The organism is Pontibacter sp. E15-1, from assembly GCF_022601975.1.
GTDB lineage: Bacteria > Bacteroidota > Bacteroidia > Cytophagales > Hymenobacteraceae > Pontibacter.
The window spans coordinates 1-24,119 of record NZ_JAKVIR010000016.1 but is presented as its reverse complement, the minus strand read 5'-3'; the positions used below and the strand labels follow the sequence as shown (position 1 = coordinate 24,119).

Below are 24,119 nucleotides of genomic sequence, written 5' to 3'. Positions count from 1 at the left end.
CCAGTTCCTTCCTGCGATGTACATGCCCTTGCCATCATGCGCGTGCCTGAGAGTATGTTGGGAGTTGCTCATTTTTTGCCAGCCAGCCCATCAGGTAATTGTCTTTGCCCACTATGGCGGAGTTGGTTGTCGTGCCTTGGCCAAAGTAAATATAGACATCGTTGCCGATGGCAGGGCCGTTGGTCTGATGGTCACCGAAGCGGGGTAGGTTTTCCACCATGGTCGTAATCTTTCCATCTTTCGAGATCCTGAGGATGCGGCCACCCTGCTTTATATTCCCCTCTGCGATCGTTCTTGTTTCGCCGTTAGGCATTAGCTGCACCAGGCGCGGCTTCTTGAACACGTCTATACACGAATAACCTGCCTCAATGAAGAATACGTTGCCCTGCTCATCAAAGGCAATCCCTGAAGGAACGGCAAGGCGGGTGGCAGCGGCCTCTACTTTGTAGCTTGCCGGTACCTGTACGTCGCCCGCCTGCACAGTTCGTTCTATGGCAATGTTGCCTTGCTTTGTCTTCATCTGAGAGCATCCGGTTGCTACAATCAGAAGAAAGACCAATAAGAAAAATCTGCTGGGAAGTATGTTTTTTCTCACAGTATGAGTTTCTAAGGTGAAACTTGTTTAGTGCTTTTGTTATACTTATCGCCTCCTTGCATAGTTATTCTAAGAGCGTTTAGAAGTACATTTTGAAACGCTCCCGGCAGGAATTCAGAAGACATGAGGTATGGAAAATGCGGTAGAGGACGCTAAAAAAGCCGCTGACAGCAGCTTTGTCAGCTACACGACAAAACTGAAGTTTTTAGAAGCAGGCCGAATTTGTATGGCAAGACCGATGCAAAATGCTTCGATTGTTAGAGGCTGTAAAATGAACTGTGTCGAAGGATCAGGAGCACTACCTTTAACACAGTAGACATGGAAGAGAAAAGCCAACTGGATCTGGCAAAGATCAAGCAGCAGTTCCTGGAGGAGTTCCAGAGCGGCAAGCCCACCTTCGGCAAGGACGGCGCCTTAGGTCCCTTGTTAAAACACTTCCTGGAAGCCGCCTTGACACGGAGATGGACCTGCACCTGGACGCAGGAGAGCGGCAGCAAGGGAACCGCCGCAACGGCCAGGTCTCAAAACAGGTACGCACCTCGGATGGCATCATCGAAGTGGAAAGCTCGCGGGACCGCTCGGCAAGCTTCGAGCCGCAGATCATCCGAAAGCGGGAAACGGTGCTGGCCGAGAACCTCGAGCCGCGCATCCTGAGCATGTACGGGCTGGGCATGAGCCTTCGGGATATCTCCTCGCACCTAAAGGAGGTGTACGACATGGACATTTCCCACGACACGCTCGCCGCCCTGACGGAGAAGATCGTGCCTTAGGTCAAGGAGTGGCAGGCAAGGGCGCTTTCCCCTCGGACATGGCCCTGCTGAAGCTGATTTACCTCTCTCACCAGAACATCAGCCAAAAGTGGGGCATGCCCCTTGCCAACTGGAGCCAGACAGCCCAGCAGCTGGCCATCTGGTTTGGAGACAGGATGCAACCGGACTTGAAGTGAGACGCACTTCAAAAGGGTGGCCCTGTTGCTGTAAGGATTCACACCAGTACACCAACAGGGCCAGTAAATTGAAATAGTGGAATGACACAGTTAGAATTACACTCCCCTATAAGGCAGCATGCTTTAATTCACGAGCCCGATCAGAGTTACGTTTTGCTGCTGCACTTTTTCGTGGTAGCGCTTCATGTCCTCTTTCATAAACAAATCGATCTTAATTTTGGCAGCCAGCCACTGCGCCTGCAAGTCGTTGAAGCGTTGCTTTTGCCCACTGGTAACCGGCGGAATGGCCTCATCAACCAGCCCGTTGAGGTGTATAAAGTGGTTATCCAGCTTGTTGTCGAAGTTTATAACATCCTGAAACGTTTCCTGCCGTGGCTGCACCAATAGCTTTTCCATCTCCTCGGTGCGTTTCAAAATTGTGTCGGAGTATGCCAAAAGCGCTTCATTTTTATCGGTGTTCTTCACAATCTCCTTCACAAGGTTTACCTGTTTTTTTACCAGCCTGAGATTGTTCACATACTGGTAAATTTCTTTAATGTTGGATTGTATGGATTCCAGCATTTTGCCCTGATCTGCATAGGCCATGGCCGGTACCTGGTAACGAGGATCGCCCTTCACGGTAAAGTCTTCCTCCAGCACTTTATCACCATAGGTCAACTTCACTTTATAGTTGCCGGGCACTGCACGGTAGGTCCCTTCCCCAAAACCGGCCAGTAAGCCGTCAGGGCGTTTCGCTGCCTGAATGCTCAGGTCCCACAGCACTCTGTTTAAGCCCTGCACTACTTTGATTTTATCCTTTTCGTTTTCTTTATCCTTTTCGTTTTCGGCTTTGGTAGACAGGGTTCTAAGTAATTTGCCCGCTGCGTCATAAATCTCCAGCTTCAGAGCGGTGGTGTCTACCGCTTTGTTCAACGTAAAATGGATCAAGGCCCCATGCGGCGGGTTCTCTCCCAGCAATGACTCTGCTGCTTTCTTACCCTGTATAAAGTCAGCCCTGATGGCATCTGCTGGCTTCAACAGCACAACATCCGAGGAAGTAAGTTGGCGCTGCTCCTCATGCAGCGGCGTTAGGTCATCCAGAATCCAGAAGGCGCGGCCAGCGGTGGCGGCAATTAAATCATTCTGATGCACCTTTAGGTCAAGTATGGGCGTTATGGGCAGGTTCGACTGAAAAGGCTTCCACTTCTCGCCTCCGTTAAACGAAACATACATGCCGGATTCGGTGCCTAAGTATAACAGGTCCTTCCGCTTAGGGTCTTCCCTTACCACCCTTGTAAAATGCTCTGACCGGATGCCGTTTACAATGCGTTTCCAGCTTTTACCGCTATCAGTGGTTTTAAAAACATGCGGCGTAAAATCGTTGGATTTATAATCATTTACAGCCAGGTAAACTGTATTAGGCTCATGCGGCGATACTTCAATGGCATTGATGAGCGTTGTGGAGGTAAGGCCCTTCGGTGTCACCTGTTGCCAGCTTTTTCCGCCATCCTTGGTTACATGCACTAACCCGTCATCAGAGCCAGCCCAAAGTACCTTTGGGTCATGCGGCGACTCTATCAGGTAGTAGATGGTTTGGTAAACTTCACCGCCTGCCCCTTCGTTAGTTATCGGGCCACCGCCATAATCCAGAAACTCCGGTTTGTTGCGCGTCAGGTCCGGGCTGACTTCCTCCCATGATTGACCTCTGTCTTTGGAGCGAAGCACCACATTGCCAGCATGGTAAATCACCGACGGATCGAACTTCGACACGATAATAGGCGCATTCCAGTTGAAGCGATATTTTTGGTCCAGGGGTTTAGAACCAAGTCCTAAGTAAGGGTAAGCCATCACATCCTGTGTGCTTTTGGTCGCGGCGTTCCATTCACTGATGATGCCTTGGTAGCAACCAGCATAGATATAGGCCGGGTCGTCAGGATTAAATGCCACGTAAGCCGACTCGCAGCCGCCTACCGGATAAAAAGCAGACCAAGGTATGCCCGGCCCCGAATAGGCGTTGGGGATCGCTACGGTTGAGTTATCCTGCTGCCCTCCGTAAACGGTATAGGGGAATTTGTTGTCGGCGTTCACGCGGTAGAACTGCGCTGTAGGCTGGTTTTGCTGTGTAGACCAGGTTTCGCCGCTGTTATGCGAGATATTGCCGCCGCCATCGTTGGAGTTTGCCCAGATATGGGGCTGCAAGGGGTTTATCCATACAAAATGGTTATCCCCGTGCGGCGTTTCCAGCTTTGTAAAGTTCTTGCCCCCATCCAACGACTTCAGGAACGGCGCATTCATCACATATACTTTGTTCTCGTCCACGGGGTCAGCAAATACGTGCATGTAATACCATCCACGGGCTCTTAGCACGCGCTCTTTGTTGATGTTTGCCCAGGATTTACCACCATCATCAGACCGGAAAAGTCCGCCTTCTTCAGCCTCTACAATAGCCCAAACCCGCTCCGGGTTGGCCGGTGATACGGCCACTCCTATTTTACCCATCAACTTTGGCAGGCCATTCTCCAGCTTGTTCCAGGTATCGCCGCCATCTGTGGATTTATAGATCGCGCTTCCCGGGCCACCGCTCTCTACTTTCCAAGGGTAGCGGCGATGCTGCCATAAAGCGGCATACAGCACGTTCGGGTTCGTCACATCCATGCTTAGGTCGCTGGCGCCAGTGTTTTCATCCACGTGCAATACCAATTCCCAATTTTTGCCGCCATCTTTTGAGCGATAGATGCCCCGTTCTTTATTAGCGCCATAGGGGCTACCTTGAGCGGCTACGTAAACAATGTCTGCGTTTTTAGGGTCGATCCTCACCCGGGAAATTTGCCTGGTGTTACTAAGGCCCACATTCTTCCAGGTTTGGCCACCATCCGTTGATTTGTAGACGCCATCCCCATGAACTGTCATGACGCCGCGCACGGCAGCTTCGCCGGTGCCTACATACACCACGTTGGGATCACTGTCAGCCACGGCAATGGCTCCAATAGAGCTGGATGTAAAGTAACCATCTGAGATGTTTTTCCATGAGCTTCCAGAGTCAGTTGTTTTCCAGAGTCCGCCGCCGGTATAGCCAGCGTAAAACGTGCTTGGCTTGGTTGGCACACCCGTAATAGCTACTGAGCGGCCACCCCGGTAAGGCCCAATGTTACGCCACTCAAGCGCTTTGTAAAACTCAGGCTCAGCAGCGTCTGTCTTTCCTGCACTAGCCGTAGATTTTTTCTTGCTCCGTTGCGCTTCCACTGTAAGTGGTTGCCAGACCAAGCCTATCAAAAAAATAAGTGTAAGTATACTTTTCATCAGCATTGTCTTTTATGGTGTAGCTATAAGATTTAAATTAACTATGCGTAAGGATAAACATGACCAGAATTGTCGGCAGCATGTTTCTGAGTAGCTACCAGCTTGCTGCTAGCCGGGCCTGGGCACAAAAAAATCGGTGTAGGAAGGCCCTACACCGATTTATACTTGATTACTTATGAAATCTGATGCACGTGCATGCGCTTAGGCAATATGTCGTTTGGCTTGTTCATCACATCCTATCTGTAAGCGTCGTTTTGCACCAGATTGCTGTTCGCATCAATATCAAATGCCGGGATAGGGAAGACCTGTCTGTTTGGGTCTATCAGGTCTACATCCGGACCATTGACACGTGGCACACCTGTGATCTCGCTCAGTGCCTGGCCGGTACGCACCAAGTCAAAGAAGCTGTGACCTTCAAAGGCTAGTTCGAGCTTTCTTTCCTTCCAGATAGCCTCCAGCACTTCCTGCTTACCTGTCAGATCCTTGATAGGGTTTATTCCTGCCCGCTCTCTGATCTTGTTCAAATCCTCCAGGGCGCCGTCAATGTCACCGCTTTCAGCTCTTGCCTCTGCACGGTTCAGGTATACTTCGCCGAGTCTGATAATATGGATATTATCTATCCCTGTGGTATTGCCATACCTTGTCGGGTAATACACGTTCTTACTTTCGTAGTAGCCAAACATCTTCCCGCGCACATCGTTCGGGTTAGCGGTTGCCTCCTCATAAAAATTGGTATGGGCTGCCACATCACCGCGCCCGCCTTTAGAGGACGGGAAATACCAGTTGTTTACTGTGCTCTGGTCTGCGCTGTTAAAGTTGAGCTCGAAAATAGCCTCAGAGGTAAACTTACTAGTAAAGATATTGGCGAAGCTGGGAGATAAAACATACTTACCGTCTGAAATTACGGCATCTGCATAACTTTCGGCCAGCTCTGGCTTATTAACATACAGGTAATATCTGGAGAGTAGTGCCCTCGCCGCTCCTTTTACTGCCTGAGACCTCGTTACCCGATCAGAATTATGATTTTCGGGTAACAGTTCAAGTGCTTTCAGTAAGTCTGCTTCTGCCTGCCCATATGACTCCCCTAGACTTGCTCTGGACGGGAAGAACGATTCATCTACTTTTCTGGATGGCGTAGTAACGATCGGGACACCTAGGGTACCTATAACACCCGGCACACCGCCGTATACTCTTGACAGATCGAAATAAGCCAAACCTCTAACAAAATATGCCTGGCCAAGTATAGAGTTTTGCTCTTCCTGTGGAATATCTGCCAGCGGTGGCACCTGATCAATAATATTGTTGGCAACATTTATTGCGCTGTAAGCTCTGGTCCAGAGGTTACCGTTCTCTAGGTTACTTTTATCGATAAGGTAAGTATCCATTTCCCGGTAAAAATCCCAGGAGCCTATACTTTGTGCTATATCGGATGACACATCCCCCATGATCAGAAAATTACCGCCATAGTAGTTACTGCTCTGTAGCTGATTGTACATTCCTGCCAAAGCAGCCTGTGCTCCTTTTCGGTTAGAGATAGCCGTGTCTTCGGATACTTCAGCCTGTGGCTCTTGGTCCAGCACATCACACGCACTGGTGCTGCCGAACAGACAAGCCAACCCGATCATGTAGGCTACGTTTTTTCTGGAAACCTCCCTAACAAATTTATTTTTAAGCTTTCTGGCTGCTCTTGCCATTGATCTGTTTATAGTTGTCTGCATAAAAATAATCCTTAAAAGCTAACATTGAAACCACCCATAAATACACGAGGCTGTGGAAGGCTGAAGAACTCTACGCCTTGTACTAAAGAGTTATCCCCGATACCCGTCAGCTCTGGGTCCAGACCGGTGTAGTTAGTCACAGTAAACACGTTCTGGCCGGTTAAGTAAACACGCGCTGAAGATATGCCCACTTTGCCTAGCAATGTTTGCGGCAACGTATAGCCAAGCGTGATGTTTTTGAGGCGCATGTATGAGCCATCTTCCAAGAAGCGGGAAGGCCGTAGGTTACCTGCATAGTTGGCCGCGGCCATTTTCGGGATCATGGTTTGGTCTCCCGGTTTCTGCCATCTGTCTAGCTGGCTGACATTGAAATTAAAGTCGCGTGTACCGCCGTGCTCATTAAAGAAACGGTTCCAGTTCAACTGGTCGTTTCCGTAAGAGTATTGCAGGAAAAAGGAAAGGTCAATCGCTTTATACTTGAACGTGTTTGTGAATCCCCCAAAGAAATCCGGGTTTGCGTCTCCAACAATTTTGCGGTCTACGTTCGGGTCAAACTCACCGTCTCCATCTATATCTGCGAACTGTATGTCTCCTGTTGCAGGGTCTACACCAGTTTGCTCATGGAAGTAAAAAGAGTACATCGGGTAACCTTCCTGATACCTGAACAGGTCGCGGTTATAGACGTTGAAAGGAGCCGCCAGCTTCGTTACCTTGTTTTTGTTAGAGGCAATGTTGAAGTTGGTATTCCAGGAAAAATTGGGGGTATTGATAATACTAGCGATTACAGCAAACTCAATGCCTTTGTTTTCGAGGCTTCCGAAGTTTTGCACGAGCGAGTTAAAACCTGAAGTTTTGGGAAGCGGTACGGCTAAGAGCAAATCCGATGTTTTCTTCACATAATAATCTGCTACAATATTAACGCGCTCATTAAACATACTAATATCCAAGCCAATATCATATTGTGCCGTTGTTTCCCATTTCAGGTCAGGGTTTGCGAGTTGAGACGGGCTGATACCAGGCAGATCTGCATACGCTGATGAACCCGTCCAGAGCCCCAGTGACTGGAAGTCGTTGATGCCACTTTGGTTACCCGTGATACCATAACTTGCTCTGAGTTTAATGTCGCCAACAAAATCAGGCACTGGCTCAAAGAAGGCTTCTTCCGATATAATCCAGCCTAAGGCCAGGGAAGGGAATGTACCCCATCGATTATCCTTACCGAAACGGGAAGATGCGTCGCGGCGCACATTTAAAGTAGCCAGGTATTTATCCTTGTAATCATAACCGATGCGTGTAAACAGGGAGGCAATTCCCCAGCTTGAGGCGTCAGATCTCGCACGCTGCACTGCGGCTGAAGTAATTTTCCTGAAATCGTTACTTGGAAATTGCTCCCCAATGGCTTCGGTGATAGAGAAGCCTGATTCCTGTAGAGAAGTTCCTAAAAGGACATTAAATGAGTGATCGTTTTTGTCAAACTCATAGCTTAAAACGTTTTCCTGTATCCAGTTCTCGTTTCGTGTTGCCTGAGACAAGCCGTAGCCATTTGAACCTGCTCCGTTGTTTAGCAAAGTATTATCATACAAGTCTTCCTGCACAGAGCTGTTATCTATACTAAAACTGGATCGAAGGCGCAGTCCGTTAGTTATTTCAAGCTCTGCATACAAGCTACCCAGAAAGCGGTTGGTATTCATCTGAATGTCGCTCTCCAACACGGCAGCAATTGGGTTCTCAAAAATGCTGAATTTCGAGTATGACCCGTCTGGCTGATAGTATGGCCGGTTAGATGGAAAGTTGATCGCGCCTGGCATCGCTCCCGAAATGTTATCATCATTTCTCAAGCGGTTACGCTTATTATTGGAATATAAAATGCTCGTGCCAACCTTCAATTTATCCATCGGATAAAAATCAAGATTTATGCGGGCACTGTTTCTTTTGAAATCCGAGCCTACAAGCACCCCCTCCTGATCGAAATGGTTACCAGATACCAGGTAATGCACTTTATCAGAGCCCCCGCTTACCGATAAGTCGAAGTTAGAAATGCTTGCCGATCTGAAGATTGGATCAGACCAATCCGTTGAAATAGCTGCATCCGGGTTTGCATAAGGCGCAGGTTTGCCATTGTTTACAAACGCTTCGTTGATGAGGCGTTCATAGGTAGGGCCATCCACCACATCGGGTTTTCTCGGGGCGTTCTGTACACCGTAGTAGACCCCCAGGCTAACTTTTGCTTTGCCGCTGCTCCCGCGTTTGGTGGTAATGAGCACCACACCGTTTGCAGCTCTGGCACCGTATATGGCAGTGGCCGAGGCATCCTTCAAAATCTCCATCGACTCAATATCGGCAGGGTTAATATCGGCAATAGGGCTTGTCGTGCCGCCCCCAAGATCTACACCAGATAAGTTGTTGGCCTGAATCGGAATACCATCCACCACATAGAGCGGGTCGCTGGAACCGTTGATCGAAGATGAGCCGCGCACGCGCACGAACACGCCACCTCCCGGTGTACCCGAGTTGGCAGACACATTGACGCCCGCTGCACGTCCTTGCAAAAGCTGGTCGCTGCTGGCAGCAGGCAGGTTCGCGATTTCCTCAGAGCTAACCGAGGTTTGCGCACTTGTGAGGGTTTTGCGATCCTGCTCTCCATACCCTGTAACCACAATCTCTTTAAGCAGCTTCACGTCTGAAGACAGACGCACGTTAATAACGCTTTGGCTGCCGATTTCAACCTCTTTCGACTGGAAACCGATGTAGCGAAAAATTAGCGTTCCTGCTTTATCAGGTACGTTTAGTTGGTAAGATCCATCTATGCCTGTGGTTACACCGGTAGTGGTACCTTTCAGAATTACGCTAACACCAGGAAGGTCAGACCCGTCTGCTTCGGAGGTTACTTTACCCGAAACGGTGCGCCCCTGCGCCAGAGCAACATGCAGGCAGGGTGCGGATAGGGTTAAAAATAAAATCAGTAAAAAGTGTTTCATAAGTAAATCATTTACTTGTTATATAAAATCAATTAAGCTCCGTTGAAAAAGGATATAACACAAAACCACATCACCAAAAGGCACAGCTTCGCCTATAGCGCATCCTTTTAAAAATGCAATTTATAAGTACTATAACAGGTTTAAAAAAGAAAAATAATTTCAGAATTTTGTGGCTTCTACCCGTTGCGCTTGAAAGAAGCACAGCTACACAACCAGCATTAAATCAATTGTATGCGAAAAAAAAGAAATGTAGCCAGCTTTTGATAAGGCGCATACACCTAGCCGTAAGGAAACGCTGGCAAGCACTGTTATGTAACTGAAAAAAACCCGGAAAGCGGGATGAATGCGTTAAATAAACAGTATAAAACTAAAAGAACTTTGGCAACAGGCTTGAAGCAGGTTCAAATATCAAGAATGGGGCCTTACACCTATTCCAAAGTAATATTTTGAAATAGGGCACGGTATTTTTTAAACTGCTGCTCCCCTTTCCTCACCGATTTACTAGGCTTACAGTTGTAAGTATATTTCTTATTTTTCATCAAACCAACATTTTAACAAACAAATTTTAAGCCTGACGGCCACTGCGATAATACTTCAACAACTTCAGCGAGATTCTTATACAATATTTTCTGTGGCAACATGCTTGTCCAAACACCCGAAAAACCCGCAATTCAATAGCTGAACACCATTTTCCTATTCCTTATACTATTTCTGTATTCCCAAAATGTATATTACATGTTAATAGAAACTGTACAAATCCACTGACACAATTTGCAAATATTCATATTTGAATAGTTGCAAAAACAAGTTATTATACCTAACTCATACATTGCTATAGTTATAACAACATCCGCCAGGCCAAAGCTTACACCACCAGTGCTAGCACAACATAAAAAAACTAAACTTTTTATAAACTATAAACTTCAGATATGATCACAGCTTTACGTTCGGCGCTTAAGCCCCGACAGCTTATGATTGCTACAGCTTTAGCGCTTATCGTTGCCAGCCAGCCGGCAGAGGCTCAAAAGAGATCCAAAGACCGGAAGTCTGACAAAGCCACTTTCCCACAGGAACTTTATGATGGATTGAACTGGCGCTCTATTGGCCCCTATAGAGGTGGCCGCATGAGCAGCGTAACCGGTGTGCCCGGCCACCCTAACCTATACTATGGTGGCGCAACCGGAGGCGGCGTTTGGCGCACCATGGATGGCGGCTCTACTTGGGAGAATATTTCGGACGGTTACTTTGGTGGCTCCATAGGGGCTATTGCCGTGAGCGAGGCCGACCCCAACGTAATTTATGTAGGTGAGGGTGAGCAAACCGTTCGGGGTAACGTCTCATCGGGGTTTGGCCTTTGGAAATCGGTGGATGCCGGTAAAACCTGGCAACACATTGGCCTTAAAGACACCAGGCACATCGGCCGCATCCGCATACACCCTGACAATCCGGACATAGTATACGTAGCCGCAATGGGCGACCTCTATAAGCCTACCGAAGAGCGCGGGGTATTCAAGAGTACTGACGGCGGCAAAACCTGGCGAAAAACACTCTTTGCCAACAAAGATGCAGGAGCCGTTGACCTTATCATAGACCCATCCAACGCCAGGAACCTGTACGCGACCACCTGGAACGTACGGCGCACACCCTATAGCTTCTCCTCGGGTGGCCCCGGCTCTGGAATATGGAAAAGCACAGACAGCGGCGAGACGTGGAAAGAACTATCTAATAACGAAGGTCTTCCCAAAGGAACACTTGGTATTATTGGCGTTACAGTTTCTCCGGTTAACCCGCGTAGGGTGTTTGCCATGGTAGAGGCTGAAGAAGGCGGACTTTTCCGGTCGGATGATGCAGGCGAGACCTGGCAAAAGGTGAATGATGACCGCAACCTGCGCCAACGGGCCTGGTACTATACGCGCATCTACGCCGACCCTAAAAACGAGGATCAGGTATATGTGATGAACGTATCATACCACCGCAGCAAGGATGGTGGCAAAACATTCGAAAGCTTTAACGCACCGCACGGCGACCACCACGACCTCTGGATTGCCCCTGAAAATCCGCAGCGCATGGTCATTGCCGACGACGGAGGCGCACAGGTATCCACGGACGGTGGAGAAAACTGGACAACCATGATGAACCAGCCAACAGCCCAGTTTTACCGCGTTACCACCGATAACCACTTCCCATACCGTATTTATGGGGCGCAGCAGGATAACTCAACCATCCGTATTTCGCATCGTTCCAGCGGCAACGCCATTACCGAAAACGATTGGGAGGAGACAGCTGGTGCCGAAAGTGCCCACCTGGCTGTAAGCCCTGAAAACCCGGATATTGTGTTTGGTGGTAACTATGGCGGCTTCTTGGAGATGGTGAACCACGAAAACGGGCAGCAGCGCGTTGTAAACGTATGGCCCGACAACCCAATGGGGGCCGGGGCAGAAAGCATGAAGTACAGGTTTCAGTGGAACTTCCCGATTACATACTCGCCCCACAACTCTAAAAAGCTGTACGCGGCCTCTAACCACCTGCACTACACCACTGACAATGGCCAGTCTTGGGAAACGATCAGCCCGGACCTGACCCGTAACGATGCCTCTAAACTTGGCACTTCAGGTGGGCCCATCACGCAGGATAACACCAGCGTGGAATATTACGGCACTATCTTCGCCATCAATGAGTCACCGGTGGAAGAAGGCGTGATCTGGACGGGCTCTGACGACGGCCTCCTCCACCTTACCCGCGACGGTGGCAAAAACTGGACGAACATAACGCCAAAAGGCATGCCGGAGTGGATGATGATCAATAGCATTGACGTGCACCCAAGTATAAAAGGCACTGCCTATGTGGCTGGCACCAAGTATAAAACTGGCGACTTTAGCCCCTACTTGTACAAAACCTCAGACTACGGTAAAAGCTGGACCAAGATAACGGATGGCATCCCGAGCACGCACTTCACCCGGGTGGTTCGCCTGGACCCTAAACGCGCTGGATTACTGTATGCAGGCACCGAGTATGGTATGTATGTGTCATTTGACGACGGAGGCAACTGGCAGCCATTCCAGCAAAACCTGCCGGTTGTGCCGATCACGGACCTGACCATCAAAAACGACAACCTGATTGCCGCCACGCAAGGCCGTAGCTTCTGGATTGTAGATGACCTGACGCCGCTGCACCAACTGAACAAAGAAGTTGCAAACAGCAAGTTCCACCTTTACAAGCCAATGGACTCCTACAAGATGAATGGCGGCAGCCGCGAAGAGAGCAAAACCACCGGTCAAAACCACCCGGGTGGTGTGATGGTGCACTACTACCTGCCTGCCAAGCCAGACTCAGCCAATGTGGTGAAACTGGAGATCTTGGACCAGAGCGGTAAGCTTATCAGCAGTTACGCGACTGATGCTAAAGAAAAAAAGGAGAAGCTGGAAGTAAAAAAAGGGCTCAACCGCTTTGTTTGGGATATGCATTACCTGCCCGCTAGCAGCTTTGACGGCATGATCCTTTGGGGAGCGCGAAGCAACTTAGCACCTAAAGCAATACCTGGTACGTACAAAGCCAGGCTGACTGTCGGGGGCGAGAGCCAGGAAACTGCCTTTACGATACTGAAAGACCCACGCTCTAACGCAACGCCAGAAGACCTGCAGGCCCAATTCGCATTTATGCGGGATGTGCGCGATAAACTGAGTGAAACGCATGATGCCATCAAGGAGATCAGAGCAATCCGGGCACAGCTGAACACCCTGAACAGTAACCTGAAAGGCCAGGACGCTTATGCTGACGTGGTGGAATCGGCCAAAGCGATTGATAAGAAAATAACCGCCATCGAGGAAACGCTGTACCAGACTAAAAACCGCAGCAACCAGGACCCTCTGAATTTCCCAATCCGGTTGAACAACAAATTGGCAAACCTGGCCACGCAGGTAGGCTCCGGCGATTTTGCGCCAACCAAGCAGGCCCATGAGTTTAAGCAGGAGGTAACAGCTAAAATTAATGAGCAGCTGACTGCCTTTAAGCAAGTAAAAGCCCAGGATGTTCCGGCCCTGAACAAGCTGGTGAAAGAAAAGGGTGTGAACGCGATCAGTCTTGATAAAGAAAACGCCCAAAGCAAGGCAACCTCTTCTATAGAGTAGTTTTGAGCAGCGCGCTTTAATGTGGCGTATCTGTATAAGCAGCATCTCTCAGCAGGATTTTATGGCTGGGGGATGCTTTTACTTTTGACAACAATGTGCCAACCAAAAATTCAGTAAGTATAAAAGCATACCTTAAGTCCAACAGGCAGCAATTGCAAAACGCCACAAGCTGATTTAAATTACACATTAAGCATCTCTGCAACGAACATACATTTAAAGATATCATACTTGAGTACCACCCAAGCACATAAAACAAAGATAAAACAGCTTACAGGTATACTTCGCTCGTACCGGGTATACCATCGTTACCTGGGAATTGGCCTCGGTGTTTTTTTGATTATAAGCAGCTTTACCGGCTTTTTGCTGGGCTGGAAAAAGGACATTGACCTGCTACAGCCACCAACCCAAAAAGGCATAACTACTGATTTACGCCAGTGGATTTCGCTGGCCGAGATGGCTACTATCGCTCAGGCTGCCCTGGATTCTGCACAGCAGCTCCCAGACACCCGCATAGACCGCCTGGAAGCCCGGCCCGACAAAGGCATCGTGAAAGTGCTTTTTGCAGAAGGCTACTGGGAAGTGCAATTGGACGCCAGCACAGGAAACGTGCTCTCCGTGGCCCGCCGTCACTCCGACTGGATAGAACAACTGCACGACGGCTCCATCATCAGCGATGGGTTTAAACTGGTAAGTATGAATTTGCTGGGCCTTGGCTTGCTGGCACTGGCCATTTCCGGGTTCATACTTTGGCTGTTCCCCAGAAAGGTCAGGCAACTCAAAAAATAAGGAACAACACGCTATTCACATGCATGCCTAAAATTGTCTCCATTTTTTTTCTGGTAGTCTTTTGCCTGCCTGTGAGCAGCCTTTACTTTTCTTTGAAGGTGCAGCAGCGGTATATACAGCAGGAAAAGCAGGGGCGGATTGAAGCAGGGGTTAACGAAGAACTGTTGGTTTTACTGAAAATACCACGAGCCCTGGAAGACAACCCAGGCACTGAATTCAGACGCATGCATGCCCGCGAATTCAGGTATAAAGGCAATATGTATGATGTCGTGCGACAGGAGGTTCACGGCGACACCACCTGGTACTGGTGCGTTTCGGATGAAGAGGAAACCAGGCTGATGGCTACACTTGACAGACTGGCTGGCAACGCAGCGGAAACAGCCAAAACCCCGCAGGCTAGCCATGAGCTCTTTAAGCACTTGCTGAAAACCCCTTTTTTGGCCTCTAGCCCTAGCAAAACCCATGTGGCTGCACTACCCGCACCAAGGCCAAAGACGTACACTTTCTGCCATCCTTTATGTAGGGCGAAAACACCCCCTACCCCACCTCCCGAGTCTAATACAGTTACATCGTTGTTGTAAAAAACAGAAACAGGCGCATGCTCATCTACGCTGCTGGCGCAGCTATGCCCTGAAACGGATAACTTAAATACGCAATCAGCATGAAGATATTTTTATACATAGGCGTGTTACTCTTGCTAGCTACTGCCTCGCGTGCGCAAACAGTAACCATAAAAGACCAGGTAACGCACCTTCCACTGGAAGCGGTACTGGTATACAGTAACTCAGAAGAGGCTATACTTACCAATGGCCAGGGCCAGGCTGATATTAGTGCCCTGCGGGGTGCCGCACGTATTACTGTGCGCAGCATTGGATACAAAAGCGTTTCGCTAAGCTTTGCCGAGCTCGAAAACATCAAGTTTCAGGTACTGCTCCCCGAAGACAATGTATCGCTGAATGCAGTGGTGATTTCGGCATCCCGCTGGAAACAGGAGAAAAGAGAAGTGCCCGGTAAGGTGAGTACTATTAGCCCGGCTGAGGTTTTGTTGCAAAACCCGCAAACAGCTGCCGACATGCTCGGAGCCAGTGGGGAGGTATACATCCAGAAAAGCCAACTGGGCGGCGGCAGCCCGATGATCCGCGGTTTTGCCACGAACCGCGTACTGCTGGCTGTAGATGGCGTCCGGATGAACACGGCCATTTTCAGAAGCGGCAACCTACAAAACGTCATCTCCCTGGACCCCTTTGCCCTTGACAGAACCGAAGTGCTGTTTGGACCGGGCTCTGTAAGTTATGGCAGTGACGCCATTGGCGGGGTTATGAGCTTTTATACGTTATCGCCGCAACGGGCAACCACGGGCGAGGCAATTGTAAAAGGCAGTGCCGTTAGCCGCTGGTCATCGGCTAACAACGAGAAGACTGGCCACGTTGATTTCTCCGTTGGGTTAAGAAAATGGGCTTTCTTAACCAGCGCCACCTACAGCGATTTCAATGACCTGACCATGGGAGCCAACGGCCCCGAAGAGTACCTGCGCCCGGAGTATGCCAGAACGGTAAATGGCACCGATGAGGTATTAGACAACCCGGACCCGCGAGAGCAGGTGTACTCGGGGTATAGCCAGCTGAACCTGATGCAGAAAGTAAGATTTAGCCCCACGGAGCATTGGGACATAAACTATGGCTTCCATTACTCCACCACTTCTGATTACCCAAGGTATGACCGCCTGATACGTTATCGCAAAGGTACGCTGCGCTCAGCGGAGTGGTATTACGGGCCACAGGAATGGATGATGAATCACCTTAAGATTGGCCATGAGGCGGGTAGTAAACTATACGACAAGCTAAGTATAAACCTGGCACACCAGTTTTTTGAAGAAAGCCGCCACGACCGTGACCTGGGCAAAACCACCAGGTATAACCGCACTGAAAAAGTGCATGCATGGTCCGCCAACCTGGATTTTGAAAAGCAGCTTTCCGAAAGGCATGTGCTCTTATATGGCGCCGAGGCCGTTTATAACACCGTAAGCTCAACGGGTACGGATGAGAACGTGCTCAGCGGACAGAAAGTGCCGGGCCCGGCACGCTACCCAGATGGCTCCGACTGGAGCTCCTACGCAGCTTTTGCCACCTATCAGTTTAAAGCAACCGAAAAGCTTAGCCTGCAAACCGGAGCCAGGTACAACCACTTTATACTTCATGCCGCATTCGATAACACGTTTTACCCCTTCCCCTTTTCTAAAGCAGAAATAAACGCCGGGGCACTCACAGGCAGTGCAGGTTTGGTATATTACCCTGCGCCTTCGTGGCAACTCAGCACCAACATGTCTACCGGTTTTCGCTCCCCGAACATCGACGACATCGGGAAAGTGTTTGACTCCGCCCCGGGCAGCGTGCTAGTTCCAAATCCAGACCTAAAGTCAGAGTATGCTTACAATGTTGACTTTGGCATGGCGAAAACGTTCGGAAGTTTTTTAAAGGTGGATGCATCAGCATTTTATACTTACCTGAACAATGCCCTGGTACGGCGCAACTTTTTGCTAAACGGCCAGGATAGTATTACTTATGAGGGCGAACGGAGTCAGGTGCAAGCACTACAAAACGCTGCAAACGCGAAAGTATGGGGCGTTCAGGCAAGAGTTGAGCTTACTAGCCATTGCGGTCTTGGGCTTTCCTCAAGGTTTAACTACCAAAAAGGCGAAGAAGAGCTTGAGAATGGCAGCACAGCCCCTTTACGCCATGCAGCCCCATGGTTCGGAGCCACACACCTTACCTATAGTATAAACCGGTTCAAGGCAGATGCATATGCTCTATTCAACGGCGAAATAACCAATGCAAATCTGGCCCCAGAGGAGCAGGACAAGGATTACATGTATGCCATCGATGAAAACGGCCAACCCTACTCCCCCTCTTGGGTAACCTTAAACTTTAAGGCGCTTTACAAAATATCAGACCATTTATTGGCAAGTGCCGGCCTCGAAAATATTACCAACCAGCGCTACAAGCCATATTCTTCTGGCATTGTAGCGCCAGGCAGAAACTTTATACTCTCCCTAAGGGCCAGTTTTTAAACCAAATGCCCCGTGTTTACCATACATGTGGTAGATGCGGGGCATTGTTAAAGTAGGGACAAAGTAAAGGTTATATAGAACAGGTTAAACGCATCAAAATTTGATGTTTTGGATCATGGTTAGCAGATACTGATCATTCCATCCTGCCATTTTCCTTCTGCTCTTGATGCTTTCTTTGTCCTTTTGCTGGTTAAGCACCTGCAGGGCCATCTTCCTCAGGGTCGCCGTGTTATCTGCCCCGTTGCCTTTGCGGGTGCGGCATCTGTCCTCGGCGAAGTAGACGTCCAGCATCCAGTGGAGCTTGTTCTCGATGCCCCAGTGGTTGCGCACCAGCCGGTTGAAGGTCTGTGCATCAGCCTCCAGGCTGCTCAGGTAGAAGCGGGTCTGCTCGGTAAGCTGCCCCTGCTTCTCCCTGCCTGCCTCCACCATCACCACCCTGCTGATGGCTGGCCAACCATCCAGGCCGTCAAGCAGCGCCAGGTCCCCGCACACGTAGCTTCTCTATCCGGCCGCTGCCGAAGTCAAGCCACTCGTCCTTGGGCAGCTGCCCCTTTCGCCGCAGCATGTGCTCGCTGACCTGCTTATAAAGCCCCTTGTTGTTCTTCTTGAGCGCCAGCAGGTAGTCCCCGCATCCGCTGTTACCTGCTCGGCCACGGTGCTGTGGCAGGCCATGGCGTCAATGCTCACCACCGCCCCTTTTAGCTCCAGCCCTTCGAGCAGCTCGGGAATGGCTGTTTTCTCGTTGCTCTTCCCCTCCACCCGCTGCTGGCCCAGCACCAGGCGCTGCTCCTGGGCCCAGGCGCTCACCAGGCAGATGCCGCTGTTGCGCTTGCCCGGGGTGGCCGTGGCCCGAAGCACTTTGCCGTCTACAGCGATCTGGTAGTGCTCCACCACGCCCAGCAGCTCCCCCGACCAGTTGTAGAGGCTCTGGGCAAACTTGTCCTTGTACAGCCTGCTGAAGGCCCTGTTGATCGTGTCATGGGAGGGGATGCCATGGGGAAGGTGCAGGAACCGGCGGAGAAACGCCTCCTTCTGCCTCCCGTAGGTGGCGATGTCCTCAAAGTCCTCCGCACCGCACAAAACGGCGCATAAGCTCAGCATCAGAATATCACTCCGCTTGTGCAGCTTGCTGCGCTCTATCCGAAAATCAGGCACTCCTGCAAAAAAGTGTTGCCATTCCATCGCAGCTCAACAACGCCCTTCTTGCTTTTGATCCAAAAAAAGGAAATTTGATGCGTTTAATCTGCATTTGAACGTATCAAAACTCGAAAAGACATTTTTTATCCTCATGGGCTTATCCACTGTAGATTAGTAATTACATCTCCAAACAGGAAAGGAAATATGCAGTCTGCAATTAGATACCCCAAGCTGGCCTAAACCCTTAACAGCCTGACTACCTCAGAAACCGACAAACTCGGATCAAAAAAACAGACCTTAAACGTTGTGTATCAACAAGAACGGGCATACCTTCAAATGCTGCCGTTGGCGAAACAACTCCGGAAAGCGTTTTGACGTGTGCAAGGAGGATTACGTTAGTATAAGCCTATTGAAGACAGGAAGAAGACTATACCTTTATAAAAATAGCCTGCAGGCAAACTGGGAATAAAACCATAACCTGAGAGCCCATTCTTTCTCTTTCCTGAAGCAAGAAGGATTTTAACTACTGTATAGAACGCGTAGCGCCATAGCAGTCCTTGGCGCTTTGCCATATTCAAATACATAAAATCACAAAACAAGCTATCTATGGAAAAGAAAGTAGGTGTAGGCCTGATCGGGTCACGGTTTATCTCCACAATACATGCTGAAGCGCTAAAGAAAGTGGCAGACGCTGAAGTACTGGCCGTCATGTCGCCCACTGCGGGAAACGCCAAAAGCTTTGCGGAAAAGTTCAACATCCCGAATTACTTTACCGATCTGGATGAAATGTTACAAATGGACGCGTTGGATATGATCGTTATCGGGGCTCCGAATTACCTCCACTGCGATATAACCCTGAAGATAGCCGAGGCTGGCAAACATATCGTGGTGGAGAAACCCCTATCTATGAATCTGGAGGAGGCCGACCGGATGATAGCGGCCTGTCACAAGGCAAATGTCAAACTGATGTATGCCGAAGAGCTTTGCTTTACCCCCAAATATGTGCGTTTGAAAGGCCTCTTAGACGAAGGCGCTCTGGGCAGACCCGTCCTGTTCAAGCAATCCGAAAAACACGATGGCCCGCATGCGGATCATTTCTGGGATGTTGAAAGATCAGGGGGCGGCGTTACCATGGACATGGGTTGCCACGGCATCCAGTTCTTCCGTTGGTTACATCCGGGCGTGCCTATCAAGTCGGTTTACGCGCATATGAGCACATCCGTGCATCAGGGCAAAACCAAAGGAGACGATAACGCCATCGTGATTCTGGAGTTTGAGGACGGTGTGGTGGCCATGATGGAGGAAAGCTGGACCAAGCTGGGCGGCATGGACGACAGGGCAGAGATACATGGCTCAGAGGGCGTAGCCTATGCCGATGTGCTCCAGGGCAATTCCATTCAAACGTATAGCACGAAGGGCGTAGGGTACGCCGTAGAAAAAGCAGGAAGCACCGTAGGGTGGAGCTATACTATGTATGAGGAAATCTGGAACTATGGTTTCCCGCAGGAGTTTGAGCACTTTGTGGATTGTGTGAAAAACGATACGCAACCGCTGGTGACCGGAGAAGACGGCAAAGCCGTGCTGGAGGTAATATTTGCAGCCTACGAATCGGCCGGAACCGGGAAAAAAATAGCGCTGCCCTTTAAGACGGATGCTGAAAAGCCTATCAGGCTCTGGAAAAAATAAGGCATCAGGACCAACCGCCGTGCCAACACGATAGTGGGAGGCACACCTGTTTGGGCAAAATCCTTTCTGCCCCTCTGTATGGCGCAGGAGCAGAAAGGATTTCAACTTCCAAGATCACTTCTTCATATACTGCGTAGCCAAGCCAAATGAACATCCAATATTTTAAAGACTATGAAGCCATGAGCCTGCAGGCAGCTCAAACCGTTTATGCTTCCATTCAAGCCAGGCCCAACCTCCTGCTTTGTGCAGCCACAGGCAACTCGCCTACCGGCCTTTACCGGCAACTTCAGCAGTACCATATAAAAAGGGCCGAAGACTTTAAAAGCCTGCGTGTCATAAAGCTTGATGAGTGGGGCGGCTTGTATGCGGAGCACCCTGCCACTTGCGAATACTACTTACAAAAGCACATAGTGCAGCCATTGGGTATTGATAATGGGAGGTATTTCGGTTTTGATGCCAACACACAGCATCCTGAAGAAGAGTGCAAACGCGTGCAGGCAGCACTAGCTGCGCAATCCCCCATCGACATCTGCATTTTAGGGATGGGCGTGAACGCGCACCTTGGCCTGAATGAACCTGCTGAACATTTGGTGGCGCACTGCCATATTGCGACACTTGCTCCCAGCACATTAGACCATACCATGGTAGCTGGCTTGGAAACAAAGCCAAGCTATGGGCTTACGTTAGGGATACAAGATATCTTGTCTGCCAAACACATCATACTCCTGGTCTCAGGGCCGGGCAAGCAAAAGGCTACACAGGAGCTGCTTTCAGGAAAGATCACGAACGATTATCCTGCCACCCACCTTTGGGCACATCAACACGTTGACTGCATGATCGTTGGTTAATATTTATACCCCACAGGCTTTTCAGATAGGCCTGTCTTTGGAATTATAAAACTGCCTTGTAAGCATTGGGATTTTTCCTAGCTGCAGGCAAAGGGTCGGGTTACCGTGTGTATACTCCTGCATTGCCGGTTTTGGCATTCCTCCATCTATTCCAACAGGGCTAAGGCGATTCAGCTACGAGGTAACTGCACGCTTAGGGGCTGCAAAGGGAGTGTAACCCGTGTTACAGCGCATGCAGGCGCTGTGTTTTCAATCAGCCAAAACAATAAGGTTGCCTTGTAGGCGAGGCAATCCAAAACAATTCCCATAGAATGTCAGATGCTTATTCTATTGTGGTCATCTCCGGGACGGGTTAAATTTTCGCTTTGTCCATTTCCATTGAGTCGGCAGTTGGCTCAAGCACCCCCTCAAATTCACCTGCCACTATATCATTCTTACTCAACCAATAATCGGATGTTAAGACGTTGTACTCGCTGTTGCTGACAGGTTCCAGCTGCCATAAAATATTTTCTGCTTCCGGGAAAGATTCGTTACCGGCCATCTGGTCGCTGAAAAGCCGCTTGATCAGGTTGCTGTCAGCAAGTCCTTTATCCAGTAAGTGCAGTATATCCTCTTTCGTGAAATCGCGCTCTTCCGCTTGGTCTAAGGGAGTAACGGAGAGGTTTATTTGCGTGGCTTTGGCGTTAGGGAATTTGCCATTGAAGGCTTTGTGCAAAAGCTGGTTGATGTGGAACAACGGGGCGTGCAAACTGATATCGGGGTATTCTTCCGAAATCTTGTCAAGCAGCATATCATTGGAGATCTGACTTATTTGTCCCTCGTTGAATTTGTCAGCAAGCTTATACTCCAGAACGATTGCGGCTGCTTCATTGGGTTCATAATCGGTAATAGCCATCAAAAGCAATTCTTCCAAGTTAGCTTTGGCTGCGTTTTCGGCATCCGGGTAATTGAATTTCAAAAGTAAATTTACGTAGTCCTCGCTTGACCAATATTCCGAGACGGCTTCTACGGTGTTTGCGCTGTTGATTGTTATAGTATAGTTCATGGAGTAAATTATTCAGAAGGCAAGTACTGCGGGAGGGACTCAGGACTATAGTGCGGGTAAAGCAAACAGCCTGCATGATAGGCCCTTACTTGTGTGGGCAGGTATAAAACCATGGAAATCCCTGCGCAGTTTACCTGATTGGTGACACTTGAAAAGAAAGCCGCTTCAACTATTTTGAGTCAGCTCTCTTTTTAAGAAGTTTAGCGGTTACTTAAATTTTTGGTCAATATACTCCACCAGTTTTTCGTCGCTCATTCTAAGCGAAGTACTGTCGGTGGCCACCGTGTTTTTAAACTGGGCGGTTTGCGCCAAAAAATGCATAAATTGTTCCTGAGAAATACCCGTGCCGGTTACGTGTACTTCCTCAGCGTTCTGCATGTGCGTGGTTATCTCTTTAAAAAATTTCTGCTGCAAGGTCTGTTCAGCGTTGTTTGCGGCGTTTTCGTTCGAGTTGCTTCCCGGGCCATCGTTCTTAGCCTCAGCCAAAATAACGAAATCGCCACTGTCGGCTAATTCTCTGCCTACGACCGTGGCATGGGTAGAATCCAGCCACACGCCGAATTGCTTTTTGGTTTTCTCTGACATTTGTTTTTTAATACGTATACTCCGCTTAACGTGTAACTCACAGAAACAAACGGAAGCGCCTACCTTTATTTTGCCAATAAGGATAACGATTTTTATATATAGCAGAAGACTTTTCGGTGATCAGTGCCATGGCGATCTATGTGCCATCGTGGTACACATTCCTTATCTCATGTACTATGATGGTACACGTACTATGTTTATGTACCTTTTTGCATACTTTTGTCCCACAATAAAGCCCTTGTATAGCCATAGCACCGGGTAAATCCTTTAATGATTCTCCTCTACTGCCCCCTCCTTCTGTGAGGATAGAGTCTGAAGAAGCATCGGACGCCATTGCAGTTTCGGAGCCGGGATTGGGTTGGGATATAGATGCATCGTCGCAAAAAGTGCCGGGGACTTAGAAGACCAAGGTGAAGTGGCGTTCAACTTACTCCTGAGGTTTGGGTATTGATTCTAAAGCAACTGTTAATCTGTGAGAAGATCCTTCCTGTCAAGTATTCCTTCCGTAAAGTTGCCGCTCTACTACTCGTGATGGTTTCCACAATGGGCTGCATTCCCTCCACCAGATACATATCCTCCATTGGAGGGTGCCCCGTAGCCTTGGTGTCAGGAGAGAAAGTGCTCATGGGTGAGCCTGTGGGCGTATCGGCCAACCAGTCTTATGAACTGTATCAAAAGCTTGAACCTCAGGTCAGGGAGGCTGGGCTGCAGCCAGCCTATGCTGTGGAGCAGGATATGTACCTGCGGATGTACGGTATAAGACCCGAGGTAGCTACTGATCCAAGTAGCCTGGCCAAGATGCAGCAGATGGGCTATGCCTATTATTTTGAATTAACCGTCGGTAGCTTAGCGGAAGGAATGGCCTATGCTTCCAACACTGCCGATGAAATCAGGCAGATGAAGCAATATAATAGCACGCAAGACCGCGAAGAGACCAAGGCTACAGTGCGGTTTAAGCTTTACTCCACCCAGACAAGAAAACTTGTCTATACCCTCTCTGCCACGACTGAAATGACTGGAATATCATTGCCAAACAAGGATCAAGAGGATGGCTACCGCGGCAGGACGACTATCAATGCCTCCACTGTTTCTATGGCAGTGGATAAGGCTCTGAAGAAAGGCGCCAAAAGACTACTTGAGAATTGTAATTGTTGCCAAGATTCTCCCTAATGGAACTCTTTGAGTTTATATATAAAAGGGCCAATGATTAATGTTTTGTTATGTAGCGCCGGTTTCCGGAAAGTAAGGGAGTGTAATTTAAACTGTGTCATTTCATTATTTCAATTTACTGGCCCTGTTGGTGTACTGGTGTGAATCCTTAC

The 24,119-nt window shown here is 49.2% G+C and carries 17 protein-coding genes and 1 pseudogene; 9 read left to right on the top strand and 9 right to left on the bottom strand.

Going from position 1 to position 24,119, the window contains the following annotated elements:
• Positions 1–34: 34 nt before the first annotated feature.
• Positions 35–520, bottom strand: a complete 486-nt coding sequence (locus tag MKJ04_RS12525; RefSeq protein WP_241641987.1) for a hypothetical protein — start codon at positions 518–520, stop codon at positions 35–37.
• A gap of 205 nt (positions 521–725) precedes the next feature.
• On the opposite strand from MKJ04_RS12525, the gene MKJ04_RS12520 reads away from it, so the two are divergent.
• From MKJ04_RS12520 to MKJ04_RS12510, 3 genes and pseudogenes are all read left to right on the top strand, one after another.
• Positions 726–911: a hypothetical protein gene (locus MKJ04_RS12520; RefSeq protein WP_241641986.1), complete on the top strand. Its 186-nt coding sequence runs from the start codon at positions 726–728 to the stop codon at positions 909–911.
• 106 nt (positions 912–1,017) lie between these two features.
• Positions 1,018–1,365 (top strand): annotated as a pseudogene (locus tag MKJ04_RS12515) (transposase); the annotation flags it as partial.
• Positions 1,366–1,403: 38 nt separating this feature from the next.
• A complete protein-coding gene (locus MKJ04_RS12510; protein WP_241641984.1) occupies positions 1,404–1,541 on the top strand; it encodes a hypothetical protein in 138 nt (45 codons plus the stop codon).
• A 123-nt stretch (positions 1,542–1,664) separates the two neighbouring features.
• On the opposite strand, the gene MKJ04_RS12505 is transcribed toward MKJ04_RS12510, so the two are convergent.
• From MKJ04_RS12505 to MKJ04_RS12495, 3 genes are all read right to left on the bottom strand, one after another.
• Positions 1,665–4,820 carry a VPS10 domain-containing protein gene (locus MKJ04_RS12505; RefSeq protein WP_241641983.1) on the bottom strand — a complete coding sequence of 1,052 codons (3,156 nt, stop codon included), beginning with the start codon at positions 4,818–4,820 and terminating at the stop codon, positions 1,665–1,667.
• A 236-nt stretch (positions 4,821–5,056) separates the two neighbouring features.
• Positions 5,057–6,538: a RagB/SusD family nutrient uptake outer membrane protein gene (locus MKJ04_RS12500; RefSeq protein WP_241641982.1), complete on the bottom strand. Its 1,482-nt coding sequence runs from the start codon at positions 6,536–6,538 to the stop codon at positions 5,057–5,059.
• A gap of 11 nt (positions 6,539–6,549) precedes the next feature.
• Entirely contained in the window at positions 6,550–9,516 is a 2,967-nt protein-coding gene (locus MKJ04_RS12495; protein WP_241641981.1) for a SusC/RagA family TonB-linked outer membrane protein, read from the bottom strand.
• 971 nt (positions 9,517–10,487) lie between these two features.
• On the opposite strand from MKJ04_RS12495, the gene MKJ04_RS12490 reads away from it, so the two are divergent.
• Complete coding sequence (locus MKJ04_RS12490; protein WP_241641980.1) at positions 10,488–13,643, top strand: WD40/YVTN/BNR-like repeat-containing protein; 3,156 nt, start codon at positions 10,488–10,490, stop codon at positions 13,641–13,643.
• A gap of 228 nt (positions 13,644–13,871) precedes the next feature.
• Positions 13,872–14,429: a PepSY-associated TM helix domain-containing protein gene (locus MKJ04_RS12485; protein ID WP_241641979.1), complete on the top strand. Its 558-nt coding sequence runs from the start codon at positions 13,872–13,874 to the stop codon at positions 14,427–14,429.
• A 170-nt stretch (positions 14,430–14,599) separates the two neighbouring features.
• Here the strand turns inward: MKJ04_RS12485 and MKJ04_RS12480 are convergent, their stop codons facing one another.
• Positions 14,600–14,833, bottom strand: coding sequence for a hypothetical protein (locus MKJ04_RS12480; RefSeq protein WP_241641978.1), 234 nt, complete (start codon positions 14,831–14,833; stop codon positions 14,600–14,602).
• A 257-nt stretch (positions 14,834–15,090) separates the two neighbouring features.
• Between MKJ04_RS12480 and MKJ04_RS12475 the strand changes: the two genes are divergently transcribed.
• A complete protein-coding gene (locus MKJ04_RS12475) occupies positions 15,091–17,496 on the top strand; it encodes a TonB-dependent receptor plug domain-containing protein (protein ID WP_241641977.1) in 2,406 nt (801 codons plus the stop codon).
• A gap of 93 nt (positions 17,497–17,589) precedes the next feature.
• Here the strand turns inward: MKJ04_RS12475 and MKJ04_RS12470 are convergent, their stop codons facing one another.
• Complete coding sequence (locus MKJ04_RS12470; RefSeq protein WP_241641976.1) at positions 17,590–17,988, bottom strand: ISAs1 family transposase; 399 nt, start codon at positions 17,986–17,988, stop codon at positions 17,590–17,592.
• A gap of 9 nt (positions 17,989–17,997) precedes the next feature.
• Positions 17,998–18,678, bottom strand: a complete 681-nt coding sequence (locus MKJ04_RS12465; protein WP_241641975.1) for an ISAs1 family transposase — start codon at positions 18,676–18,678, stop codon at positions 17,998–18,000.
• Between the two features lie 561 nt (positions 18,679–19,239).
• Between MKJ04_RS12465 and MKJ04_RS12460 the strand changes: the two genes are divergently transcribed.
• The gene (locus tag MKJ04_RS12460; protein WP_241641974.1) at positions 19,240–20,319 is read left to right on the top strand and encodes a Gfo/Idh/MocA family protein; all 1,080 of its coding nucleotides are present in this window, start codon (positions 19,240–19,242) and stop codon (positions 20,317–20,319) included.
• Positions 20,320–20,465: 146 nt separating this feature from the next.
• Entirely contained in the window at positions 20,466–21,167 is a 702-nt protein-coding gene (locus MKJ04_RS12455) for a galactosamine-6-phosphate isomerase (protein WP_241641973.1), read from the top strand.
• Between the two features lie 352 nt (positions 21,168–21,519).
• On the opposite strand, the gene MKJ04_RS12450 is transcribed toward MKJ04_RS12455, so the two are convergent.
• Positions 21,520–22,212, bottom strand: coding sequence for a hypothetical protein (locus tag MKJ04_RS12450; protein ID WP_241641972.1), 693 nt, complete (start codon positions 22,210–22,212; stop codon positions 21,520–21,522).
• 207 nt (positions 22,213–22,419) lie between these two features.
• Positions 22,420–22,797: a hypothetical protein gene (locus MKJ04_RS12445; RefSeq protein WP_241641971.1), complete on the bottom strand. Its 378-nt coding sequence runs from the start codon at positions 22,795–22,797 to the stop codon at positions 22,420–22,422.
• A gap of 624 nt (positions 22,798–23,421) precedes the next feature.
• Here MKJ04_RS12445 and MKJ04_RS12440 point away from each other — a divergent pair.
• The gene (locus tag MKJ04_RS12440; protein ID WP_241641970.1) at positions 23,422–23,967 is read left to right on the top strand and encodes a hypothetical protein; all 546 of its coding nucleotides are present in this window, start codon (positions 23,422–23,424) and stop codon (positions 23,965–23,967) included.
• Positions 23,968–24,119: the final 152 nt, after the last annotated feature.